21 protein-coding genes and 1 pseudogene are annotated in these 18,813 nt (G+C 56.5%); 19 read left to right on the forward strand and 3 right to left on the reverse strand.

All coding sequences use genetic code 11. The annotated features are described in order from the left end of the window. From ACRAUW_RS11115 to ACRAUW_RS11200, 18 genes are all read left to right on the forward strand, one after another. On the forward strand, positions 1–1,363 hold a 1,363-nt coding region (locus ACRAUW_RS11115), incomplete at its 5' end, for a chemotaxis protein CheA (RefSeq protein WP_431362331.1). Between the two features lie 32 nt (positions 1,364–1,395). Then, positions 1,396–2,511, forward strand: coding sequence for a protein-glutamate methylesterase/protein-glutamine glutaminase (locus ACRAUW_RS11120; protein ID WP_431362332.1), 1,116 nt, complete (start codon positions 1,396–1,398; stop codon positions 2,509–2,511). 2 nt (positions 2,512–2,513) lie between these two features. Further along, positions 2,514–3,251 carry a flagellar motor protein gene (locus tag ACRAUW_RS11125; RefSeq protein WP_431362333.1) on the forward strand — a complete coding sequence of 246 codons (738 nt, stop codon included), beginning with the start codon at positions 2,514–2,516 and terminating at the stop codon, positions 3,249–3,251. Between the two features lie 2 nt (positions 3,252–3,253). Then, positions 3,254–4,174 (forward strand): flagellar motor protein MotB, encoded by a 921-nt coding sequence (locus ACRAUW_RS11130; protein WP_431362334.1) that lies wholly within the window; start codon positions 3,254–3,256, stop codon positions 4,172–4,174. 4 nt (positions 4,175–4,178) lie between these two features. After that, the gene (locus ACRAUW_RS11135) at positions 4,179–4,973 is read left to right on the forward strand and encodes a ParA family protein (RefSeq protein ID WP_431362335.1); all 795 of its coding nucleotides are present in this window, start codon (positions 4,179–4,181) and stop codon (positions 4,971–4,973) included. Further along, complete coding sequence (locus ACRAUW_RS11140; RefSeq protein WP_431362336.1) at positions 4,970–5,842, forward strand: chemotaxis protein CheW; 873 nt, start codon at positions 4,970–4,972, stop codon at positions 5,840–5,842. The genes ACRAUW_RS11135 and ACRAUW_RS11140 overlap by 4 nt, the downstream gene beginning before the upstream one ends. A 69-nt stretch (positions 5,843–5,911) precedes the next feature. Then, on the forward strand, positions 5,912–6,400 hold the full coding sequence (locus ACRAUW_RS11145) for a chemotaxis protein CheW (RefSeq protein ID WP_005298836.1): 489 nt from the start codon (positions 5,912–5,914) through the stop codon (positions 6,398–6,400). Between the two features lie 28 nt (positions 6,401–6,428). Then, positions 6,429–6,806: a DUF2802 domain-containing protein gene (locus ACRAUW_RS11150; protein ID WP_431362346.1), complete on the forward strand. Its 378-nt coding sequence runs from the start codon at positions 6,429–6,431 to the stop codon at positions 6,804–6,806. A gap of 198 nt (positions 6,807–7,004) precedes the next feature. After that, the gene (gene ccmA, locus ACRAUW_RS11155) at positions 7,005–7,649 is read left to right on the forward strand and encodes a cytochrome c biogenesis heme-transporting ATPase CcmA (protein ID WP_431362337.1); all 645 of its coding nucleotides are present in this window, start codon (positions 7,005–7,007) and stop codon (positions 7,647–7,649) included. A gap of 4 nt (positions 7,650–7,653) precedes the next feature. Then, the gene (ccmB, locus tag ACRAUW_RS11160; RefSeq protein WP_431362338.1) at positions 7,654–8,322 is read left to right on the forward strand and encodes a heme exporter protein CcmB; all 669 of its coding nucleotides are present in this window, start codon (positions 7,654–7,656) and stop codon (positions 8,320–8,322) included. A gap of 170 nt (positions 8,323–8,492) precedes the next feature. Continuing rightward, the gene (locus tag ACRAUW_RS11165) at positions 8,493–9,233 is read left to right on the forward strand and encodes a heme ABC transporter permease (RefSeq protein WP_043820935.1); all 741 of its coding nucleotides are present in this window, start codon (positions 8,493–8,495) and stop codon (positions 9,231–9,233) included. A gap of 2 nt (positions 9,234–9,235) precedes the next feature. Next, positions 9,236–9,442, forward strand: coding sequence for a heme exporter protein CcmD (gene ccmD / locus ACRAUW_RS11170; RefSeq protein ID WP_005353657.1), 207 nt, complete (start codon positions 9,236–9,238; stop codon positions 9,440–9,442). Then, entirely contained in the window at positions 9,439–9,930 is a 492-nt protein-coding gene (ccmE, locus tag ACRAUW_RS11175) for a cytochrome c maturation protein CcmE (RefSeq protein ID WP_429095067.1), read from the forward strand. Before ccmD ends, ccmE begins: the two co-directional genes overlap by 4 nt. A gap of 82 nt (positions 9,931–10,012) precedes the next feature. Next, positions 10,013–11,968 carry a heme lyase CcmF/NrfE family subunit gene (locus tag ACRAUW_RS11180; RefSeq protein WP_431362339.1) on the forward strand — a complete coding sequence of 652 codons (1,956 nt, stop codon included), beginning with the start codon at positions 10,013–10,015 and terminating at the stop codon, positions 11,966–11,968. Further along, entirely contained in the window at positions 11,965–12,495 is a 531-nt protein-coding gene (locus ACRAUW_RS11185) for a DsbE family thiol:disulfide interchange protein (RefSeq protein WP_431362340.1), read from the forward strand. The genes ACRAUW_RS11180 and ACRAUW_RS11185 overlap by 4 nt, the downstream gene beginning before the upstream one ends. Before the next feature lie 11 nt (positions 12,496–12,506). Then, entirely contained in the window at positions 12,507–12,986 is a 480-nt protein-coding gene (locus ACRAUW_RS11190; RefSeq protein WP_017788562.1) for a cytochrome c-type biogenesis protein, read from the forward strand. Then, positions 12,983–14,251 carry a c-type cytochrome biogenesis protein CcmI gene (gene ccmI / locus ACRAUW_RS11195; RefSeq protein WP_431362341.1) on the forward strand — a complete coding sequence of 423 codons (1,269 nt, stop codon included), beginning with the start codon at positions 12,983–12,985 and terminating at the stop codon, positions 14,249–14,251. Before ACRAUW_RS11190 ends, ccmI begins: the two co-directional genes overlap by 4 nt. A gap of 85 nt (positions 14,252–14,336) precedes the next feature. Further along, a complete protein-coding gene (locus ACRAUW_RS11200; RefSeq protein WP_431362342.1) occupies positions 14,337–15,149 on the forward strand; it encodes an MlaA family lipoprotein in 813 nt (270 codons plus the stop codon). A gap of 233 nt (positions 15,150–15,382) precedes the next feature. Here the strand turns inward: ACRAUW_RS11200 and ACRAUW_RS11205 are convergent, their stop codons facing one another. From ACRAUW_RS11205 to ACRAUW_RS11215, 3 genes and pseudogenes are all read right to left on the reverse strand, one after another. After that, entirely contained in the window at positions 15,383–16,564 is a 1,182-nt protein-coding gene (locus ACRAUW_RS11205) for a dicarboxylate/amino acid:cation symporter (RefSeq protein WP_431362343.1), read from the reverse strand. A gap of 192 nt (positions 16,565–16,756) precedes the next feature. Then, positions 16,757–17,308, reverse strand: coding sequence for a hypothetical protein (locus ACRAUW_RS11210; protein WP_431362344.1), 552 nt, complete (start codon positions 17,306–17,308; stop codon positions 16,757–16,759). Between the two features lie 105 nt (positions 17,309–17,413). After that, positions 17,414–17,530 (reverse strand): annotated as a pseudogene (locus ACRAUW_RS11215) (TetR family transcriptional regulator); the annotation flags it as partial. A gap of 651 nt (positions 17,531–18,181) precedes the next feature. On the opposite strand from ACRAUW_RS11215, the gene ACRAUW_RS11220 reads away from it, so the two are divergent. Next, positions 18,182–18,813 (forward strand): GDP-mannose 4,6-dehydratase (locus ACRAUW_RS11220; RefSeq protein ID WP_431362345.1); only part of this gene is annotated, 632 nt, incomplete at its 3' end.

The raw sequence follows: 18,813 nt of genomic DNA on the forward strand, positions 1-18,813 counted from the left end.
GGCACCTGCGGCACCTGCGGCACCTGCGGCACCTGCGGCACCTGCGGCACCTGCGGCGGTGACTCCGCCCAAACCGATCACTCCTGTAGCCAAACCTGCACCGGCGGCTACCGCAAAACCTGCCGAAGCAGCCAAGGCACCAGCGCCTACCGCTAAGGCGGCGCCTGCGCCAGTAGAAAACAGTGCCGTGCAAAGCGATACGACGGTGCGGGTGGATACCAAGACTCTCGATGTCATCATGAACATGGTAGGTGAGTTGGTGCTGGTTCGTAACCGGCTGGTGAGCCTGGGGATTGCCAGTAATGATGAAGAGATGTCAAAGGCAGTTGCCAATCTGGATGTGGTAACGGCTGACCTGCAAGGTGCGGTGATGAAAACCCGCATGCAGCCAATCAAGAAGGTATTTGGTCGTTTCCCGCGCGTAGTGCGTGATCTGGCCAGAACCCTCAAGAAAGATATTGAGCTGGTGATGGTGGGGGAAGAGACCGATCTTGATAAAAACCTGGTGGAGGCCCTAGCAGATCCCCTGGTTCACCTGGTTCGCAACTCCTGCGATCACGGGGTCGAAATGCCGGATGTGCGGGAGAAAGCGGGCAAGCCGCGGCAAGGGACGATTACCCTTAGCGCTTCCCAGCAAGGTGACCATATTCTGCTTTGCATCGAGGATGATGGGGCTGGGATGGATCCGGAGAAACTCAAGTCCATCGCTATCAGTCGCGGTGTTCTGGATGCAGATACTGCCGCTCGCATGAGCGACAACGATGCCTATAACCTGATCTTTGCCCCAGGCTTTTCAACCAAGGCCGAGATCTCCGATATCTCTGGCCGTGGTGTCGGAATGGATGTGGTTAAAACCAGCATTGTCAGCCTCAATGGGTCGGTGCACATCGATTCCACTTGGGGGAAAGGTACCCGTCTCGAAATCAAGGTTCCGTTGACGCTAGCCATTCTGCCGACTCTGATGGTGGAAGTGGGTGAGCAGACCTTCGCACTTCCCCTTGGTTGTGTGAATGAGATTTTCCATCTGGATCTGAAAAAGGCCAACATGGTTGATGGCCAGCTCACCATCATTGTGCGAGAGAAGGCGATACCGCTCTTCTATCTGCACAAATGGTTGATTCGTGGCGCCAACAAGCGTTCACGCCAGGATACCGGACATGTGGTGATTGTGCAGATTGGTACTCAGCAAATCGGGTTTGTGGTAGATAGTCTGATTGGTCAGGAAGAGGTGGTGATCAAGCCACTCGATAACCTGCTGCAAGGCACCCCTGGCATGGCCGGGGCGACGATTACCAGTGATGGCGGAATTGCTCTTATTTTGGATGTGCCGAGTCTGCTCAAAGCATATGCGCGTAGACATTAATAGCTCAGGCCCAAGGAGTTAGAAAAACAACAATGGCAGTCAAGGTATTAGTTGTCGACGATTCGAGCTTCTTTCGCCGTCGGGTGAGCGAGATCATCAATCAGGATCCCATGCTGACGGTGATTGATACGGCCCAGAATGGACGTGAGGCGGTAGACAAGGCGATGTCGCTGCGTCCTGATGTGATCACCATGGACATCGAAATGCCCGTGATGGATGGCATCAGTGCGGTGCGCGAGATCATGGCCAAGTGCCCAACCCCCATTCTGATGTTCTCCTCCCTGACCCATGAAGGGGCCAAGGCTACGCTGGATGCGCTGGACGCCGGTGCCCTCGACTTCTTGCCCAAGAAGTTTGAGGACATTGCCAGAGACAAAGATGAAGCGGTCAGACTATTGCAACAGCGGGTAAAGGAGATCTCTCGCAAGCGCTTCCTGATGACATCCGCTGCCCGCCCCAAAGCACCTGAACCGGTTACTCGTGCTCCGCTGGGCAGCACTGCGCCCAGAACTTCAGATCGTCAGCCTGACCTGCAACGTACTGTACCAAGTGCTTCATTCAAGCGCAGTGGCAAGAGTTATCAGTTGGTGGCGATCGGCACTTCTACCGGCGGACCTGTTGCTTTGCAAAATGTGCTGACCAAGTTGCCGGGGGATTTTCCCCATCCCATCCTGCTTATCCAGCATATGCCTGCCACTTTTACTGCCGCGTTTGCTGCCCGTCTCAACGGGTTATGTCAGATTGGCGTCAAGGAAGCGGAAGATGGCGATGTGCTTAAACCAGGGCATGCCTTCCTTGCTCCCGGTGGCAAACAGATGCTGCTGGAGGGGCGCGGTGCAGGGGCCCGCATTCGCATCGTGGATGGCAACGACAAGGTAAATTACAAGCCTTGTGTGGACATCACCTTTGCCTCTGCGGCCAAGACCTATGCCGACAAGGTATTGGCGATTGTGCTGACCGGTATGGGCGCAGATGGCCGTGATGGCGCCAGACTGCTGAAAGAGCAGGGATCAACCATCTGGGCTCAGGATGAGGCTTCCTGCGTGGTATATGGTATGCCACAAGCGGTAGCCAAAGCCGGAATCGCCAGCGAATCACTCCCTCTGGACAAGGTGGCCCAGCGTATTCTGGTTGAGTTGGGGCGCTAATCATGGGCTTGCTCGGTCTGCTCCTGGCATTCGGGGCTATTGCCATTGCCCAGCTGTGGCATGGTGGCTCCCTGTTAACTCTGGTGGACGGGCCCGCTTTTCTGATCGTGCTGGGCGGTACTGTTGGAGCTGTCACGTTGCAGACTCCAGCCAAGTACATCCAGCTCGCGTTGCGTCAGCTGTTATGGATTTTTACCCCTCCCCGTCAAGATCTTGTGACGCAGGCTGAACGGTTGCAGTCTTGGGCCGTCTTTGCGCGCCAGCAAGGGCTGCTGGCCCTTGAAAATCAGGCCGAGCAGGAGGAGGACGACTTTACCCGCCAAGGGCTTGGCATGATTGTCGATGGGGTATCCACAGAGGATATTCGTATGCTGCTGGAAGCGGACATCGATATCGAGCAGGAGCGCAATGAACATTCTGCCAGGGTATTTGAAGCCATGGGGGGGTACAGTCCGACTATCGGGATCATCGGTGCCGTGCTGGGCCTGATCCAGGCCATGTTTAATCTTGAAGAGCCATCAGCACTGGGGGCGGGTATTGCAGTTGCATTTGTGGCAACTATCTATGGGGTGGGTTTTGCCAACCTCATCTACCTGCCCATAGCCAATCGGCTACGTGCATTTCACTATCACTACACACTCTTTCAGGAGATGACCCTGGAGGGGTTATTGGCTATCGCCCATGGTGAAAACGGTTTGCAGGTTGAACGTCGGCTCAGGGCTTATTTGAAAGGAGAGTAGCCATGCGCAAGCGCTATCGGTTGCACTTGCAGGGGCGCGAGCATCTTGACCGGTGGCTGGTCTCCTATGCCGATTATATGACGCTGATCTTTGCCCTGTTCGTGGTGCTCTACTCTGTTGCGCTGGTGAACAAGGACAAGTATCGCGCGGTGATCGATGGCCTGAGCCAGGCGTTCAGTGTCATGCAGTCTGGCAGCAATGGCTTGTTTGAAGGACAGGGTAATACCCTGCTGGATAATGCGGTCTCTGCATCGCCGTCGTTGCTGGAAAGCGAGTCATCACCCTCTCCTTCAGTCGCTCCCATTTCTGGTGTGCCAGTGCAGCAAGATGGCACGACACTTGCGAAACTCGATATGCAGTTGCAACAGAGCATGGGCTCGCTAGTGGATGCCGGTATCGTCAAACTGACGCAAGACGAAAACTGGCTGACAGTTGAACTCAGTGCCGGCTTGTTGTTTGGTAGCGGCAGCGCTTATATGGGCCCAAACGCAGTGCCAGTCATTAATACTCTTTCAAGTATTCTCAAACCGGTCGATAACTATGTGAGGGTTCGGGGTTATACCGATAACCAGCAGATAAATAATGAAATTTATCGTTCTAACTGGGCGCTTTCTGCTGCTCGGGCAGAGGCGGTACTTAATGGCCTGATTGCCGATGGGATCGCCCCCCAGCGTCTGGCGTTCGAGGCATATGGCGAGTTTTCCCCCTTTGCTGACAACAGCAGCGAACAGGGCAGGCTGCAGAATCGCAAGGTTGTGGTTGCTATCTCCAAGTTTGCCTGGGTGCCGCCCGCACCTGTGGTTGCAACGCCCACAGTGGATGCCGAACCGGTTCCAGCTGTACAGCAGGCGGTGGATGCAGGAGAGATAAAGGTGATCACCTTGCCAGGTGGTGGCATACGCATAACAACAAGGCAGGATTGATACAGTGATTGTTTGGACGGTTGCCAACCAGAAAGGTGGTGTGGGTAAAACCACAACAGTGGTCTCGCTTGCGGGGATCCTGGCCCAGCGTGGTCAGCGGGTGTTGTTGATTGATACCGACCCCCATGCTTCGCTGACTGCATATCTTGATTTTGATTCAGATCGCCTGGATGGAACCCTCTATGAGTTGTTTCAAGCGGTCAAACCGACAGCAGAGCTTGTCAATAAACTGACGCTCAAGACCAAGTTCGATAATATCGATTTACTGCCCGCCTCTATTACTTTAGCGACCCTTGATCGGGTGATGGGCAATCGTGAGGGGATGGGACTGGTACTGAAGCGGGCACTGTTGCGCATTCAGGATCAATACGACTATGTGCTCATTGACTGTCCACCGGTGCTGGGGGTGATGATGGTCAATGCACTGGCTGCCTGCGATCGCATTCTGGTGCCTGTTCAGACTGAGTTTTTGGCCCTCAAGGGGTTGGAGCGGATGATGAAAACATTCGAGATCATGCAGCGCTCCAAGCGTGACAAGTTTCGTTATACCGTCATTCCGACCATGTTTGACAAGCGTACCCGTGCCTCTCTGATGACCTTGAAGTCGATCAAGGATCAATATGGCGATTCGGTCTGGAATGCAGTGATCCCTATCGATACCAAATTTCGGGATGCCAGCTTGCTGCATATCCCCCCGTCTATCTATTCTCCCGGGAGTCGTGGAACCTATGCTTACGAAACGCTGCTCAACCATCTTGATGCCCTTGAGCGGCAACGGATCCACGAGGTGACGGCATGAGAGATACCATTCAAGTCAGGGCGATGGATGACTATTTTCACTCTCTGCTACTCGATGAGCCGCTGGTACTGGATGAGGTGGAAGAGGTTCAATCTGCCCCTGTTTTACAGTTGCAACGTCAGCCCCAAAGCGTTCCAAAGGTAGTCTCCACTCCTTACCTTGAAAGCGATCCACGTCTTGCCCAGCTCGGTGAGTTATTGGCTCAGGTAGGACAAGTCCAGTTCGAAAATGATGCCTTCAGCCAGGAGGCGGCTCTTACCGCACCGCTGGAGATTGTGGCGGAAGAGTCACTGTTGCCGGTAGAGCCTGAATGGCCGGAGGAGGTGCTGCTTCCCGAGGTCGTCGAGCCCCATACCACTATCCTGACCGAGACTGCGCTGCAGGTTGCTCCGGTAGAGGCCAGTGAACCTGTCGCCTGGGAAAATATCGATACCGGCAAAGAGTTTCAGGCCCTCTTCTTTGATGTCGCGGGCGTGACGTTTGCTGTGCCGTTGACCGAGCTTGGCGGCATTCATCAGTTGGGCGAAATCACCTCCCTGTTTGGCCAACCAGGCTGGTACATGGGGATTATGACCTCCCGCGAGCAGAAGATGAATGTGGTCGATACTGCCCAGTGGGTCATGCCGGGTCAGCATCTCGAGATGGATGATTACAAATATCTGATTATGCTTGGTGAATCGCCGTGGGGATTAGCCTGCCATCATCTCAAGGGGACTGAATTGTTACACCGTGACCAGGTGAAATGGCGTCATCAGGAGGGCAAACGTCCCTGGTTGGCGGGCATGGTCAAAGAAAAAATGTGTGCCCTGTTACATGTTCGCGAACTGCTCCTGTTACTGGAGCGTGGGGTTAACATAGAAGGTCGCTGATAACTTCTGCAATCGAGCTGTTTTATTGCTAGTTTTAGCAGTAGACGTTTTCATAAAAGGAATAAAAACATGACAGAAAAGCGCAATATCGCACAGAATCTGGCCGAAGATGAAGTGCTGCAATGGGTAACCTTCCAACTGGAAAACGAAACCTACGGCATCAATGTGATGCAGGTTCAGGAGGTGTTGCGCTACACCGAAATTGCACCGGTGCCGGGTGCGCCTGAGTACGTACTGGGGATCATCAACCTGCGTGGCAATGTGGTGACTGTCATCGATACCCGTTCCCGTTTCGGTCTGCCTTCCGGTGATGTGAGTGAAAACTCCCGGATCGTGATCATCGAGGCCGAGAAGCAGGTGATCGGCATCATGGTCGACAGTGTGGCGGAAGTGGTTTATCTGCGTTCTTCCGAAATCGATGCGGCACCTGCGGTCGGTACTGAAGAGAGCGCCAAGTTTATTCAGGGGGTGAGCAACCGCGATGGGCAACTGCTGATCCTGGTTGACCTGAACAAGCTGCTCTCCGATGAAGAGTGGGAAGATATCGGTTCCCTCTGATAAGTAAGGTGATGTTTTGATAATCGAGATGGTTGCCTTGGGGATGTCCCTGATTGCCTTGGCGTTTGCCTCTTATCTCTGGTTCAAGAGCAAGCGCAGCAAGCAGGAGTCCGAGGCCAGTGTGGCAACCCTGCAAGGTCAGTTGGAAAGCTTGCGCAAGCAGATGATGGAACTCCATTCCGGTGCCATTGGCATGGGGCAGCGTCTGCAGTCAGTGGAAGGGGCGATGCATCAGGTCAATGAGCGCCAGCAAGAGCTGACCATGCAGGATCCCGAACGCAGGCTCTACAGCCGAGCGGCAAAGATGGTCGAACTGGGCGCCGATCTTGATGAAGTCATGAGTGAGTGCGAGTTGCCAAAGGCAGAGGCCGAGCTCTTGATATCGTTGCGAAAAGGTCGCTCTTGATGATTCAGGAAGGCAATTGCCTTCCTGAATTTTATGGCGTGCAGCCGTTTGTCCCCCAGTTGCGTTGAGCGAGTAGTTTCTACCGCATTTTCTTTGTGATCCCGGTCGTCAGTCAGTTCAATTGTTGCATCTTTGAAAAGACGTATTCCAATACTGTGTTAAGATGCAGACCGCTTCATTTTCTCTGAAAAAATCCCCATGCTGCTTCAAGTTAACAATCTGAGCTGCGTGCGTGAAGATCGCACTCTGTTTGAACACCTCTCTTTCTCTGTTGTGCCCGGCGATCTGGTGCAAATCGAAGGGCCCAACGGGGTCGGCAAGACCAGCCTGTTACGGTTGTTGACCGGGCTGTCGCAGCCGTTTGCCGGTGAGGTGTGCTGGAATGGGGAGAATATTCGTCACTGTCGTGATGAGTATCATGCCAATCTGCTCTATCTCGGTCATCAGCCGGGTGTCAAAGCGGCGCTGACCCCTTTTGAAAACCTGAGGTTCTACCAGCAGTTGCATCACCCGCAGCAGACAGAGACTGACTTGTGGCAGATATTGGCCCGGGTAGGGCTTGCCGGGTTTGAAGAGAACCCGACCGGGCAACTCTCTGCCGGTCAACAACGCCGGGTGGCCCTGGCCAGACTCTGGTTGTCACAAAAACCGGCGCTCTGGATCCTCGATGAGCCCTTTACTGCCATCGACAAGCAGGGGGTCAAGGTGCTCGAACAGCTTTTTCTCGCCCACGCCGAGCGGGGCGGCATGGTGATCCTCACCACCCATCAGGATCTGACCCTGATGCAGGGACGGCTGAAGACTATCTCGTTGATCCCCTTCGCCTCGACATTGCAGGAGTAACGCCATGTTGCGCGCTGTTATGCACCTTATTCGCCGTGAACTGCTGATGGCTCTGCGCCAGCGTTCAGATATTCTCAATCCGCTCTGGTTTTTCCTCATCGTCATCACCCTGTTTCCGTTAGGGATTGGCCCGGAGCCCAAACTGCTTGCCCGTATTGCCCCGGGGATTATCTGGGTGGCGGCGCTATTGGCGGCCATGCTGTCGCTGGAGCGGCTGTTTCGCGACGACTTTGCCGATGGCGCGCTGGAGCAGATGATGCTGATGCCGCACCCGCTGGGCTTGCTGGCGCTGGCGAAAGTGGTTGCTCACTGGCTGCTGACCGGCTTGCCGCTGCTGCTGATCTCTCCCTTGCTGGCGATTTTGCTGTCGCTGGATATGAACACCTATCTGGCCGTCGTCGCGACGCTGGCCCTTGGCACTCCGGTATTGAGCCTGCTCGGCGCGGTCGGGGTCGCGTTGACGGTGGGACTGCGCAAAGGCGGGGTGCTGCTTAGTCTGCTGATCCTGCCGCTTTATATTCCGGTACTGATTTTTGCCACCTCCGCCATTGATGCAGCGGGGATGAGCTTGCCCTATGGCGGGCAGCTTGCGATTCTGGCCGCCATGCTGGTGGGGGCCCTGACGCTGACGCCGCTGGCTGTGTCGGCGGCGTTGCGGGTCAGCCTCAACTGATGGCCGTGAGCTGAACCGGATTTGGCTCCGAACGGAGTCTTTTTACAAAAAATAATGTTGCGATGGATCAAGGAGAGTGCCGCTTATTGCTTTCGGGGTATTTGATGCTGCCCCGTGGTCGGTATGGTAGGTCTCGCCAAACGATTAATAACAAAAAGGTTTTGTGAGCTATGTGGAAATGGTTGCACCCTTATGCCAAACCGGAGCGGGCCTATCAGCTGGCAGGCACGCTGTTGCCCTGGTTTGCGGTGATTAGTCTGCTCTCGTTTGTGATCGGTACTGTCTGGGGCCTCGCGTTTGCGCCAGCGGATTACCAGCAGGGAGATTCGTTCCGGATCATCTATATCCACGTGCCTTCCGCCATTCTCTCCATGGGGGCCTACTCCACCATGGCGGTGGCCGCCTTTATCGGCCTGGTGTGGCAACTGCGGATGGCGGACATGACGGTTGCAGCCATTGCACCGGTCGGCGCTGTATTTACCTTTATTGCCCTCTTTACCGGTGCCGCCTGGGGCAAGCCGATGTGGGGAACCTGGTGGGTGTGGGATGCGCGGCTCACCTCTGAACTGATCCTGCTGTTTCTCTACCTCGGCGTGATTGCCCTCTACAACGCCTTCAGCGACAAGGTGGTCGCTGGCCGTGCCGCCGGCATTCTGGCGCTGGTGGGGGTGATCAACCTGCCCATCATCCACTACTCGGTGGAGTGGTGGAACACCCTGCATCAGGGGGCCACCATCACCAAATTTGACAAACCCTCCATTTCACCCGAGATGCTCTGGCCGCTGCTGATCATGATCCTGGCGTTTGCCACGTTTCTCGGTGCCCTGACCCTGATGCGTTTTCGCAATGAACTCCTGATGCGGGAGTGGCATCGCCCCTGGGTCAAAGAGATTGCAGAGCAGGAGAAGTAAGCATGCACTTTGCCTCTTTCAGTGATTTTATGGCGATGGGCGGTTACGCCTTTTATGTCTGGCTCTCATTTGGCCTGACGCTGGTGTGTCTGGTCGGCATCATCATTTCTACCCGCATGAAAACCCGCAGCCTGCTCGCTGAGTTGCGCAGCAAACAGGCGCGTGAGGCCCGTCGCAAGGCGGCCCAGCAGATGGAGAACACCCTATGAACCCGAGACGCAAAAAACGCCTCACCATCATTCTGGCCATTACCCTGGGTCTGGCGACCGTCAGCGGGCTGGTGCTCTACGCACTCAGTCAGAATATCGACCTCTTCTACACCCCGAGCGAGCTGGTGGAGGGGAAGGGGCCGGACAAGATCAAGCCGGAAGAGGGGCAGCGCCTGCGCATCGGTGGGTTGGTCGTGCCGGGGTCGGTACAGCGGGATCCCCAGAGCCTCAAGGTTGCCTTCAAGCTGGTGGATAACGGAGGTCATCTGGTGAAGGTCGAGTTTGACGGCATCCTGCCGGATCTCTTCCGTGAAGGGCAGGGGATTGTTGCCCAGGGCACCCTCAAGAACGCCACGACAGTAGAGGCGTTCGAGGTGCTGGCCAAGCACGATGAGAACTACATGCCGCCGGAAGTGGCCGATGCCACCAACGGTATGCACTTCAAGCCGGAGTATACCGAGGCGCAGTTGAAGGGAGCCAAGCAGTGATCCCTGTGGTGTTTGCCTTTTCCGCTTTGCCTGCCGTGCGTGGTGCGGCTGTTGTCACCGTTCAATTGAAAGGAATGCCTTCATGATCCCGGAATTAGGTCAGTTTGCGCTGATCCTGGCCTTTGCCACCGCCCTGCTGCTGGGCAGTTACCCGCTGCTGGGCGCCAGTTGGGGGCGTCTTGGCATGATGTCGGCGGCCCGCCCGCTCGCCTATGCCCAGTTTTTGTTGTTGCTGCTGTCGTTTCTCTGCCTGACCTGGGCCTTTATCGATAACGACTTCACCGTGCAGTATGTGGCTACTAACTCCAACAGCCTGCTGCCGCTGGCATATCGCATCTCTGCCGTGTGGGGGGCCCACGAAGGTTCCCTGCTGCTGTGGGTACTGACCCTGGGTGGCTGGACTGCGGCGGTGGCCATGTTCAGCCGCCGTCTGCCGCTTGATGCTGTCGCACGGGTACTTGGTGTGCTGGGGCTGATCTCGGTCGGCTTCACCGCCTTCGTGCTGTTCACCTCCGATCCCTTCACCCGCACCTTGCCCTATTTCCCGGTCGATGGTCGTGACCTCAATCCGCTGCTGCAGGATCCGGGTCTTATCTTCCATCCGCCGATGCTCTACATGGGTTATGTGGGCTTCTCGGTGGCGTTTGCCTTTGCCATTGCTTCGCTGATGACCGGCCGTCTCGATGCGACCTGGGCCCGCTGGTCGCGCCCCTGGACCATGGCTGCCTGGGTATTCCTGACCCTGGGCATAGTGCTCGGCTCCTGGTGGGCCTACTACGAGCTCGGTTGGGGCGGCTGGTGGTTCTGGGATCCGGTAGAAAACGCCTCCTTCATGCCCTGGCTGGCGGGTACCGCTCTGCTGCACTCGCTGGCGGTGAGCGAGAAGCGCGCCACCTTCAAGGCGTGGACCGTGTTGCTGGCCCTCTCTGCCTTCTCGCTGAGCCTGCTGGGTACTTTCCTGGTGCGCTCCGGCGTGTTGGTGTCGGTGCATGCGTTTGCCTCCGATCCGACCCGTGGTCTGTTTATTCTCGGCTTCCTGCTGGCGGTGATCGGCTCATCCTTGCTGCTGTTTGCCTTCAAAGGCTCGCAGGTGAAGAGCCACGGCAAACACGAGCTGTGGAGCCGCGAGACCCTGCTGCTTTGCAACAACATCATGCTGGTTGCAGGTCTGCTGACCGTGCTGCTCGGCACCTTGTTGCCGCTGGTGCACAAGGAGCTGGGGCTGGGGAGCATCTCTATCGGTACTCCCTTCTTCAACAATATCTATAGCTGGCTGATCATCCCGTTTGCCCTGCTGCTGGGGGTTGGCCCGCTGTTTCGCTGGCGTCGTCAGGAGCTCGGGGAACTCAAAAGCAAGGTGGTCGTGGCACTGGTGCTGAGTCTGGCCGCGGCCTTGCTGTTGCCACTGCTCTTTGCCGAAACCTTCAAGCCGTGGGCGGCAGTAGGGATTGGTCTGGGGGCCTGGATCATCGTCACCAGCGTGCAGGAGACCTGGGCGCGAGCGACCCACAAGCACAGCTTTACGGTCGGTGTGCGCAAGCTTGGCAACAGTCACTGGGCCATGATCCTTGGCCATGTGGGGCTGGCAGTCAGCATCATAGGTATCGCTTGCACCCAGAACTACAGCATCGAGAAGGATCTGCGAATGCAGGCGGGTGATCGGGTGCACTTTGCCGATTACGAGTTCGTCTTTACCGGGATCAAAGAGAAAAACGGTCCCAACTACGATGGCTTCAAGGGGGAGCTGGAAGTGCACCGCAATGGCAAGCAGGTCGCCCTGCTCAAGCCCGAGAAGCGGATGTACAAGGTGAGTCGGATGCCGATGACCGAAGCGGCCATCGATGCCGGTATCACCCGTGATCTCTATGCGGCGCTCGGCGAAGAGCTCGATAACGGGGCCTGGGCAGTGCGGATCTACTACAAGCCGTTCGTGCGCTGGATCTGGTTCGGCGGCGTCTTTATGGCTATCGGAGGCGTGCTGGCGATGCTCGACAAGCGTTACCGTTTCGGTCGTCGTGAGGAGGAGGTCAAGGCATGAACAAAAAGATCTGGTTGTTTTTAATCCCCTTTATCGTCTTTTTGCTGGGGACTGTGTTCCTGTTCAAGGGGCTCTACTCCGACCCCACCAAGCTTGAGTCTGTGATGGTGGGCAAAGAGGTGCCGGTGTTCACCCTGCAGGACATTTATGATCTGAACAAACAGCATGATCGCAGTATCCTGACCGGTCGCCCCATGCTGCTCAACGTCTGGGCCACCTGGTGCCCGACCTGTTATAGCGAGCACACCTACCTCAAGGAGTTGGCTGGGCAGGGCATTCCCATCATCGGCATGAACTACAAGGATGAGCGCGACAAGGCGATCAAGTGGCTGGCTGAGCTGGGCAACCCCTATCAAGTCAACCTCTATGATCCGGACGGTATGCTGGGGCTGGATCTCGGGGTATATGGCGCACCGGAGACCTTCTTTATCGACAGCAAGGGGATCATCCGTTATCGCCACGTGGGGGATATCAACCCCGAGAACTGGGCGTCGACCCTCAAACCCATCTTTGATGCCATGAAGTGAGGGGAGTCCTGATGAGAGTATTTATTGCTTCCCTGCTGCTGTTGCTGGGATGGGTGGTGCAAGCACCCGCCATGGCCGCTATCGATGTCTATACCTTCGACAACGACAATCAGGAGCAGGTCTTTCGCGAACTGACCAAGGAGCTGCGCTGCCCCAAGTGTCAGAACCAGGATATCGCCGACTCCAATGCGGGGCTGGCCAAGGACTTGCGCGACAAGACCTACCAGATGGTGCGCGAGGGTAAGGATAAAGAGGAGATCGTGGATTACATGGTGGCCCGTTACGGCAACTTTATCCTCTATAACCCGCCCCTGATGGCCTCCACCCTGATCCTCTGGCTCGGCCCGCTGCTGGTGATCCTGATCGGTGGCGCCGTGGTCGTGATGCGCAGCCGCCGGCCCCCTGCGGTGAAAAAACAACTGGATAACGCCTTGAGCGAGGAGGAGCAGCGCCGACTGGCCGAGCTGCTCAAAGAGGAAGAGAAACAATGACCGCTTTTTGGATAGTGATTGCGGGCTTGCTGGTGCTGGTGAGTCTGGCGCTCGTCGTGCCGCTGTGGCGTGGTGAAGGCAAACAGAGCATCAGTCGCTCGGCGCTCAACAAACAGCTCTATCGCCAGCGTCTGCTGGAGATTGGCGAAGAGCGCGAGCAGGGTGTCTTGGCTGAGGAGTCCGACTCGCTGGTCGAGCTGCAACGAAGTCTCTTGGATGATATCCCTGATGTGGAGCAGACTGCCCGCAGTGGCAAGAGTCTGATCTGGATCCCGGGTGTGCTGGTGCTGTTGGTGGTGAGTCTGGGGCTTTACTACAAGTTGGGCTCCTGGCAAGAGGTGAGTCGCTGGCAGGATGCCAACAGCCGTCTTGGCGAGCTGAGCAACCGCATTCTGGTGGAGCGGGATGCCCAAGTGACCGAGCAGGATCTGCTGGATTTCACGCTGGCACTGCGTACCCGCCTCAAGGATGAACCGAATGACTACCGCGGCTGGCTGCTGCTGGGACGTTTGGCGCTGGATGGCAATGATCCCGAGATGGCCAGCGAGGCGCTGGAGCGGGCCTACACGCTGGCTCCCCAAAAGTCGCTAGTGGCGGTGCCCTACGCGCAGGCGCTGATGATGACGGGGGATGAGGCGCAAGCGGATGCCCTGTTGCAAGCGGCTATCGCGCAGGATCCGGACAATATCGAGGCGCGCTCTGTCTATGCCTTTATGGCGCTGCAAAAAGAGGACTTCCAGACCGCGCTGGCTCGCTGGCAGGCGATGTTGCCACTGATGGAGAAAGGTACCCCCCGTTACGTGATGGTCGAGCGCTCCATGGATTATGCCAGGGCGCAGCTTAAGCAACGTGGTATGGTGGTGACGCCTTCTAGCGCAGTGGATGCTCGGGATAACCAGCAAGCTCAGTTTGAGGTGAAGCAGGGCGAGTTCCCGATCCATATCTCGCTGGCGGCCGGCATTCAGATGCCGGAAGATGCCCATCTTTTCATCTTTGCCGTGGTGCCCAACGGGCCGCCCATGCCCATCGCCGTGAAGCGTATCGCAGGGCCAACCCTGCCTGTTACCCTGTCACTCGGGGATGGCGATGCCATGATGGAAGGCAGCAAACTGGCGGCCTATCCGGAGCTACAGTTCAAGGCGCGTCTCTCGCGAGGTGGCAATGTGATGAACAAGGAAGGAGCCTTCGAAGGGGTATCCGTGCCGGTCAAGACGACCGAAATCCCTGCTGCTCCGATTGACATCCGCATCGATCACGCCCTCTAATATGCCTTTGGATAACCCGGCCCCTGGATAGGTGCCGGGTTATCTACACTTCTGATAAATCAAAATAAAACGTCAGGACAATCATATGTATCTTCGTTCAGGGGCCATACTGGCAGCCCTCTTGCTGGCTGGTTGTGCCGGTGGCCCACCCAAGCCTGGCCCAGAGAGTCTGGATCTCAATCCCGGCATGAATAATCCGGGTGCCACCAGTACGGCGGCCGATCCGCGCGATCCCTTCCAGGGGGCCAACCGGGCCATGTGGGCGGTCAACTATGATGTGCTTGAGCCTTATGTGGCACGTCCTGTGGTGCATGCCTATGCCCGCTACATTCCGGTAGGGATGAAGGATGGCATTGCCAACTTTGTGGCGAACTTTGATGAACCGAGCAGCATGGTGAACCATCTGATCACCGGTGACTTGAAAGGGGCGGGTACCAACTTGGGGCGCTTTACCCTCAACAGCACGGTCGGTCTGCTGGGTATCTTCGATGTGGCCAAACATGCTGGCCTCGAGCGTAACAAGCTGGAAATGGACACAGTGCTGGGCAGGGCCGATATCGGTAATGGTGCCTACATCATGGTGCCTGTCTACGGCCCGACTACCACCCGGGAGCTGGTTGGCGATGCGATTGACAGCTTCTACTTCCCCTATGCCCTGTTAACCTTCCCGATGAAGGTTGCACACTGGGCACTGGATGGCTTGGGCACACGTGCCAAGCTGATCGATCAGGAGCGGATCATCGACAACTCCCTCGATCCTTATGCGCTGACGAAGGACTTCTACCTGCAATATAACCAGGGCAAGGTGACGGGCAAGCAGACCGAGCTGAAAGCGTCTCAGCAAGAGCAGGCCGACGATGCCAATCTGGATGAATACATGGACGAGCTGGACCAGTAAGCAGGTTATCCCGATATGTGAAGGTGCCAGCGGGCTGTCTCTTGAGTACAACAGTGATGTGCAGGAGGCAGTCTCGCCGAGTATAGCGTTCAAGCTGGTCCCTTTATTGACCATGCAGCAATTAGATCAAACCCCGGGATCGGCGTCCAAGGGGTTGCCAGCAATCTGAGGCCCGAACATGGTTCGGGCCTGCATTTTTTTGCAGAGGATGGTGGGGAGCCTTCCCGGCGAGCTTATGCCTGTTCGGCCTCGGCCACGGGGGCTGCGCTCTCGCTACCGTTGGCGAAGCGATCCGCCCACAGGGCAATCACGCCGTCACCGGTGACGTTGCAGGCGGTGCCGAAGCTGTCCTGCGCCAGATAGAGGGCGATCATCAGGGCGATGGAGGCTTCACCAAAGCCGAGCATGGAGGTGAGCAGGCCCAGCGCCGACATCACGCCACCACCCGGTGCGCCTGGGGCGGCGATCATGATCACCCCCAGCATCATGATGAAGGGGAGCATGGTCTCGATACCCGGAATGGCCAGATGCTCGGAGAGGAACATCACCGCGGTGGCACAGGTGACCAGGGTAATGGTGGAGCCACAGAGGTGAATGGTGGCGCACAGGGGCACGGTAAAGTTGGCGATGCCATCGCTCACGCCGTTGTTCTTGCTCGATTGCAGGGCGACCGGAATGGTGGCTGCGCTCGACATGGTCCCCAGCGCAGTGAAGTAGGCGGGCAGCATGTTCTTGATGAGCTGGACCGGAGAGCGGCCAAGGGCCAGACCGGTGCCGATAAATAGCACGGAGAGCCAGATCCAGTGCATCAGGATTGCCATTACCAGCACCACACCGAAGGTTTTCAGGGTGGCGAATACGGTGCCTTCCACCGTCATCTCGACAAAGACGCCAGCGATATAGAACGGCAGCAGCGGGATGATCACCTTGGCCAGCAGGCGGTCGATGATGTCACGGCCCTGATCTGCGACCCGGCGCAGATCGGTGGCCTGGGTGGCGCTGATGCCGATACCGAACACGAAGGCGGCGGCCAGCGCAGACATCACGCCAAACAGCGGCGGGATCTCCAGATTGACGTAGGAGGTGAGCTTGACCGCCTCGGCGGTAGTGGGCTCGGCAGCGGTGGTCAGCTGCGGGATCAGGTGGCTCGCCACGGTAAAGGCGAACAGCCCAGCCAGAATGGTGGAGCAGTAGGAGAGGGCCACAGTTTTACCCAGCAGCTTGCCGGAGTTTTTCGGCAGGCTGGCGATGCCGCTCATGATAAAGAACAGAATGATGAGCGGAATGGTGAAGGTGATCAGCTGACCTATCACTGTCTTGGCCGTAAACAGCACGCGCGCCACCCACTCAGGGGCGTAGAGACCGAGCAAGAGACCGGCAAGGATGCCAGCAATGAGTTTCAGGACAAGTTTCATAAGGAAATCCGAAGTTGGTTGTATTGTCTGTTTTGTTATTAAGATTTGATATTAATCACGCTTTTTAACACGTAAGCCGTGTTATGTCTGCATTTTATGAGTTGTCACCGAGTTAAATATTGTCGAAAGCGAAGATTGCCGACTAGCTGTCTGCTTGGCGTTTACCTGGAAAATCCGTGATGAATTAGCCCGTTAGCTGGCCTGATGATCGCCACGCAGCAACATGACGTACTGACTGGCGTGTTGACTTGCGGAATCTGACGTGTTTGCTGATAAGGCTTCCATCGGCGCCAGTTGCAGCGCTATCCCGGATGTGGTGACCAGTTGCTGTAGCTGAGCGTGACTTATCTTGCCGCTTGGTGGCAGGGGGAAGCAGATCGGAGCGCCCGCGTTGAGCAGGGTTGCCAGCTGTTGCAACAGGGGGACAAGAGTGGCTTCTTCGCTATCAAGCGGGCGGCTCAGCCAGATGCCATCGTAAGGCAGCACCGAGTGCATCTTCGCCAGCGGGCAGACCCGCACCGCTTGTCCAAATTGCTGCGAGGCGACTTTGGCATCGGCCAGTACCGCTTCACAGGCGGTGACTACATACCCTTCTGCACGCAGCCAGCACAGATCCTCCCCCGCAGCGCACTGACCATTGAGCAGGTGAGCACCGGGTTTGAGACGCGCCACAAAGGCAGCTCGAACGTGGGCGTGTTGGTCGTTCAAGGGCAAGGAAGCGGGGATGGCGTCAGAGTGTGGCACAGGGGTTACCTCAAGCAGGGGGCGCACAGGGTAACAAATCGGGGCCTGACTGCCAAAGCACGCGGTCAGGCCCCGATTTGGATGTGAGGAAGTTGCCGTCGCTGGTTAGCGGCCGCAGGCAGGCCCGTGGGGCTGGGCCAGCATGGTGAACATGCTCTCTATCAGGAAGGCGGATTCGCCCTGCAGGTCGATCCGCCCCGGAAAGTGGAGCCAGTTGATGATGCACGATGTTACCAGCACGAAGCAGAGAATCTGAGTCATTCCCATGAGTCAAAACATGACTGATGGCATGCAAGCGATGCTTCTCTGAATGAACCCTGTTGTGAGACAAGAGGATTACGTAAACCATATCGGCGAATAGGACAACCAGAATAGCACCTCGTTTTGGCTCCGAATGGGGTTCTCTGGTTGACTTTTAAGCGAGTCAGGGCTGGGTTCATAAGGCTCTTGTGGTTTTCTATCGAATCTTGGCTAAAAACGAGATGTGGCAACATTTTTTGATGTGCAGTCTGGTTGGAATCGATATAGAATCTTGGGCTCTAATCGGGCTGGTACTGGGTGCTGTTTCTGCCATGCAAAGTTCTGTTTCGTCGTTTTGCATGAAATGAATACATGGCTATGCACCATCAAAACATAACAATGCTGGAGGGACCTAATGACCAACAGCAAGCAAAATCAGGTTAAAAGCAGCAAACTGGGGGCTGTAACCCAGGGGCGGTAGCCAATGCATTTTCCGCAGATTCGTTTGATTTTTAATCATTTTTGTTTTTAGTGGTGTTTAAGGCAATAACGCTGAGTTGCCTCGTTCTTTTCTCGTCCAGCTCGCTCTCGCTGTCGCTCCTAAGTCAACTCTTCTCAAGAGATAACATATCTATGAAAATTCTCGTTACCGGTGGCGCAGGCTTTATCGGCTCTGCCGTGGTGCGCCATATCATCCGTGATACTCAGGATGCCGTTATCAATCTCGATAAACTCACCTATGCCGGCAATCTGGAATCCTTGGCCGATATATCGACAAGCGAGCGTTATGCGTTTGAGCAGGTGGATATCTGCAACCGTGCCGAGCTGGATCGGGTGTTTGCCCTGCACCAGCCGGATGCCGTGATGCATCTGGCCGCCGAGAGTCATGTTGACCGCTCCATCACAGGCCCGGCTGACTTTATCGAGACCAATATCGTCGGCACCTATATGTTGCTGGAAGCGGCACGTGCCTATTGGAACGGTCTTCCTGATCCGCGCAAGGCGGCCTTCCGCTTCCACCATATCTCCACTGACGAGGTATATGGGGATCTGCCCCATCCGGATGAAGTCGCCGCCGGTGAGCCATTGCCGCTCTTTACCGAAACAACCCCTTATGCTCCCAGCAGCCCCTATTCTGCCTCCAAGGCTTCCAGCGACCATCTGGTGCGCGCCTGGCGCCGCACCTACGGCCTGCCAACCATCGTCACCAACTGCTCCAACAACTACGGCCCGTACCACTTCCCCGAGAAGCTGATCCCGCTGGT

The organism is Aeromonas sp. (assembly GCF_050633025.1).
Classification (GTDB): domain Bacteria; phylum Pseudomonadota; class Gammaproteobacteria; order Enterobacterales; family Aeromonadaceae; genus Aeromonas.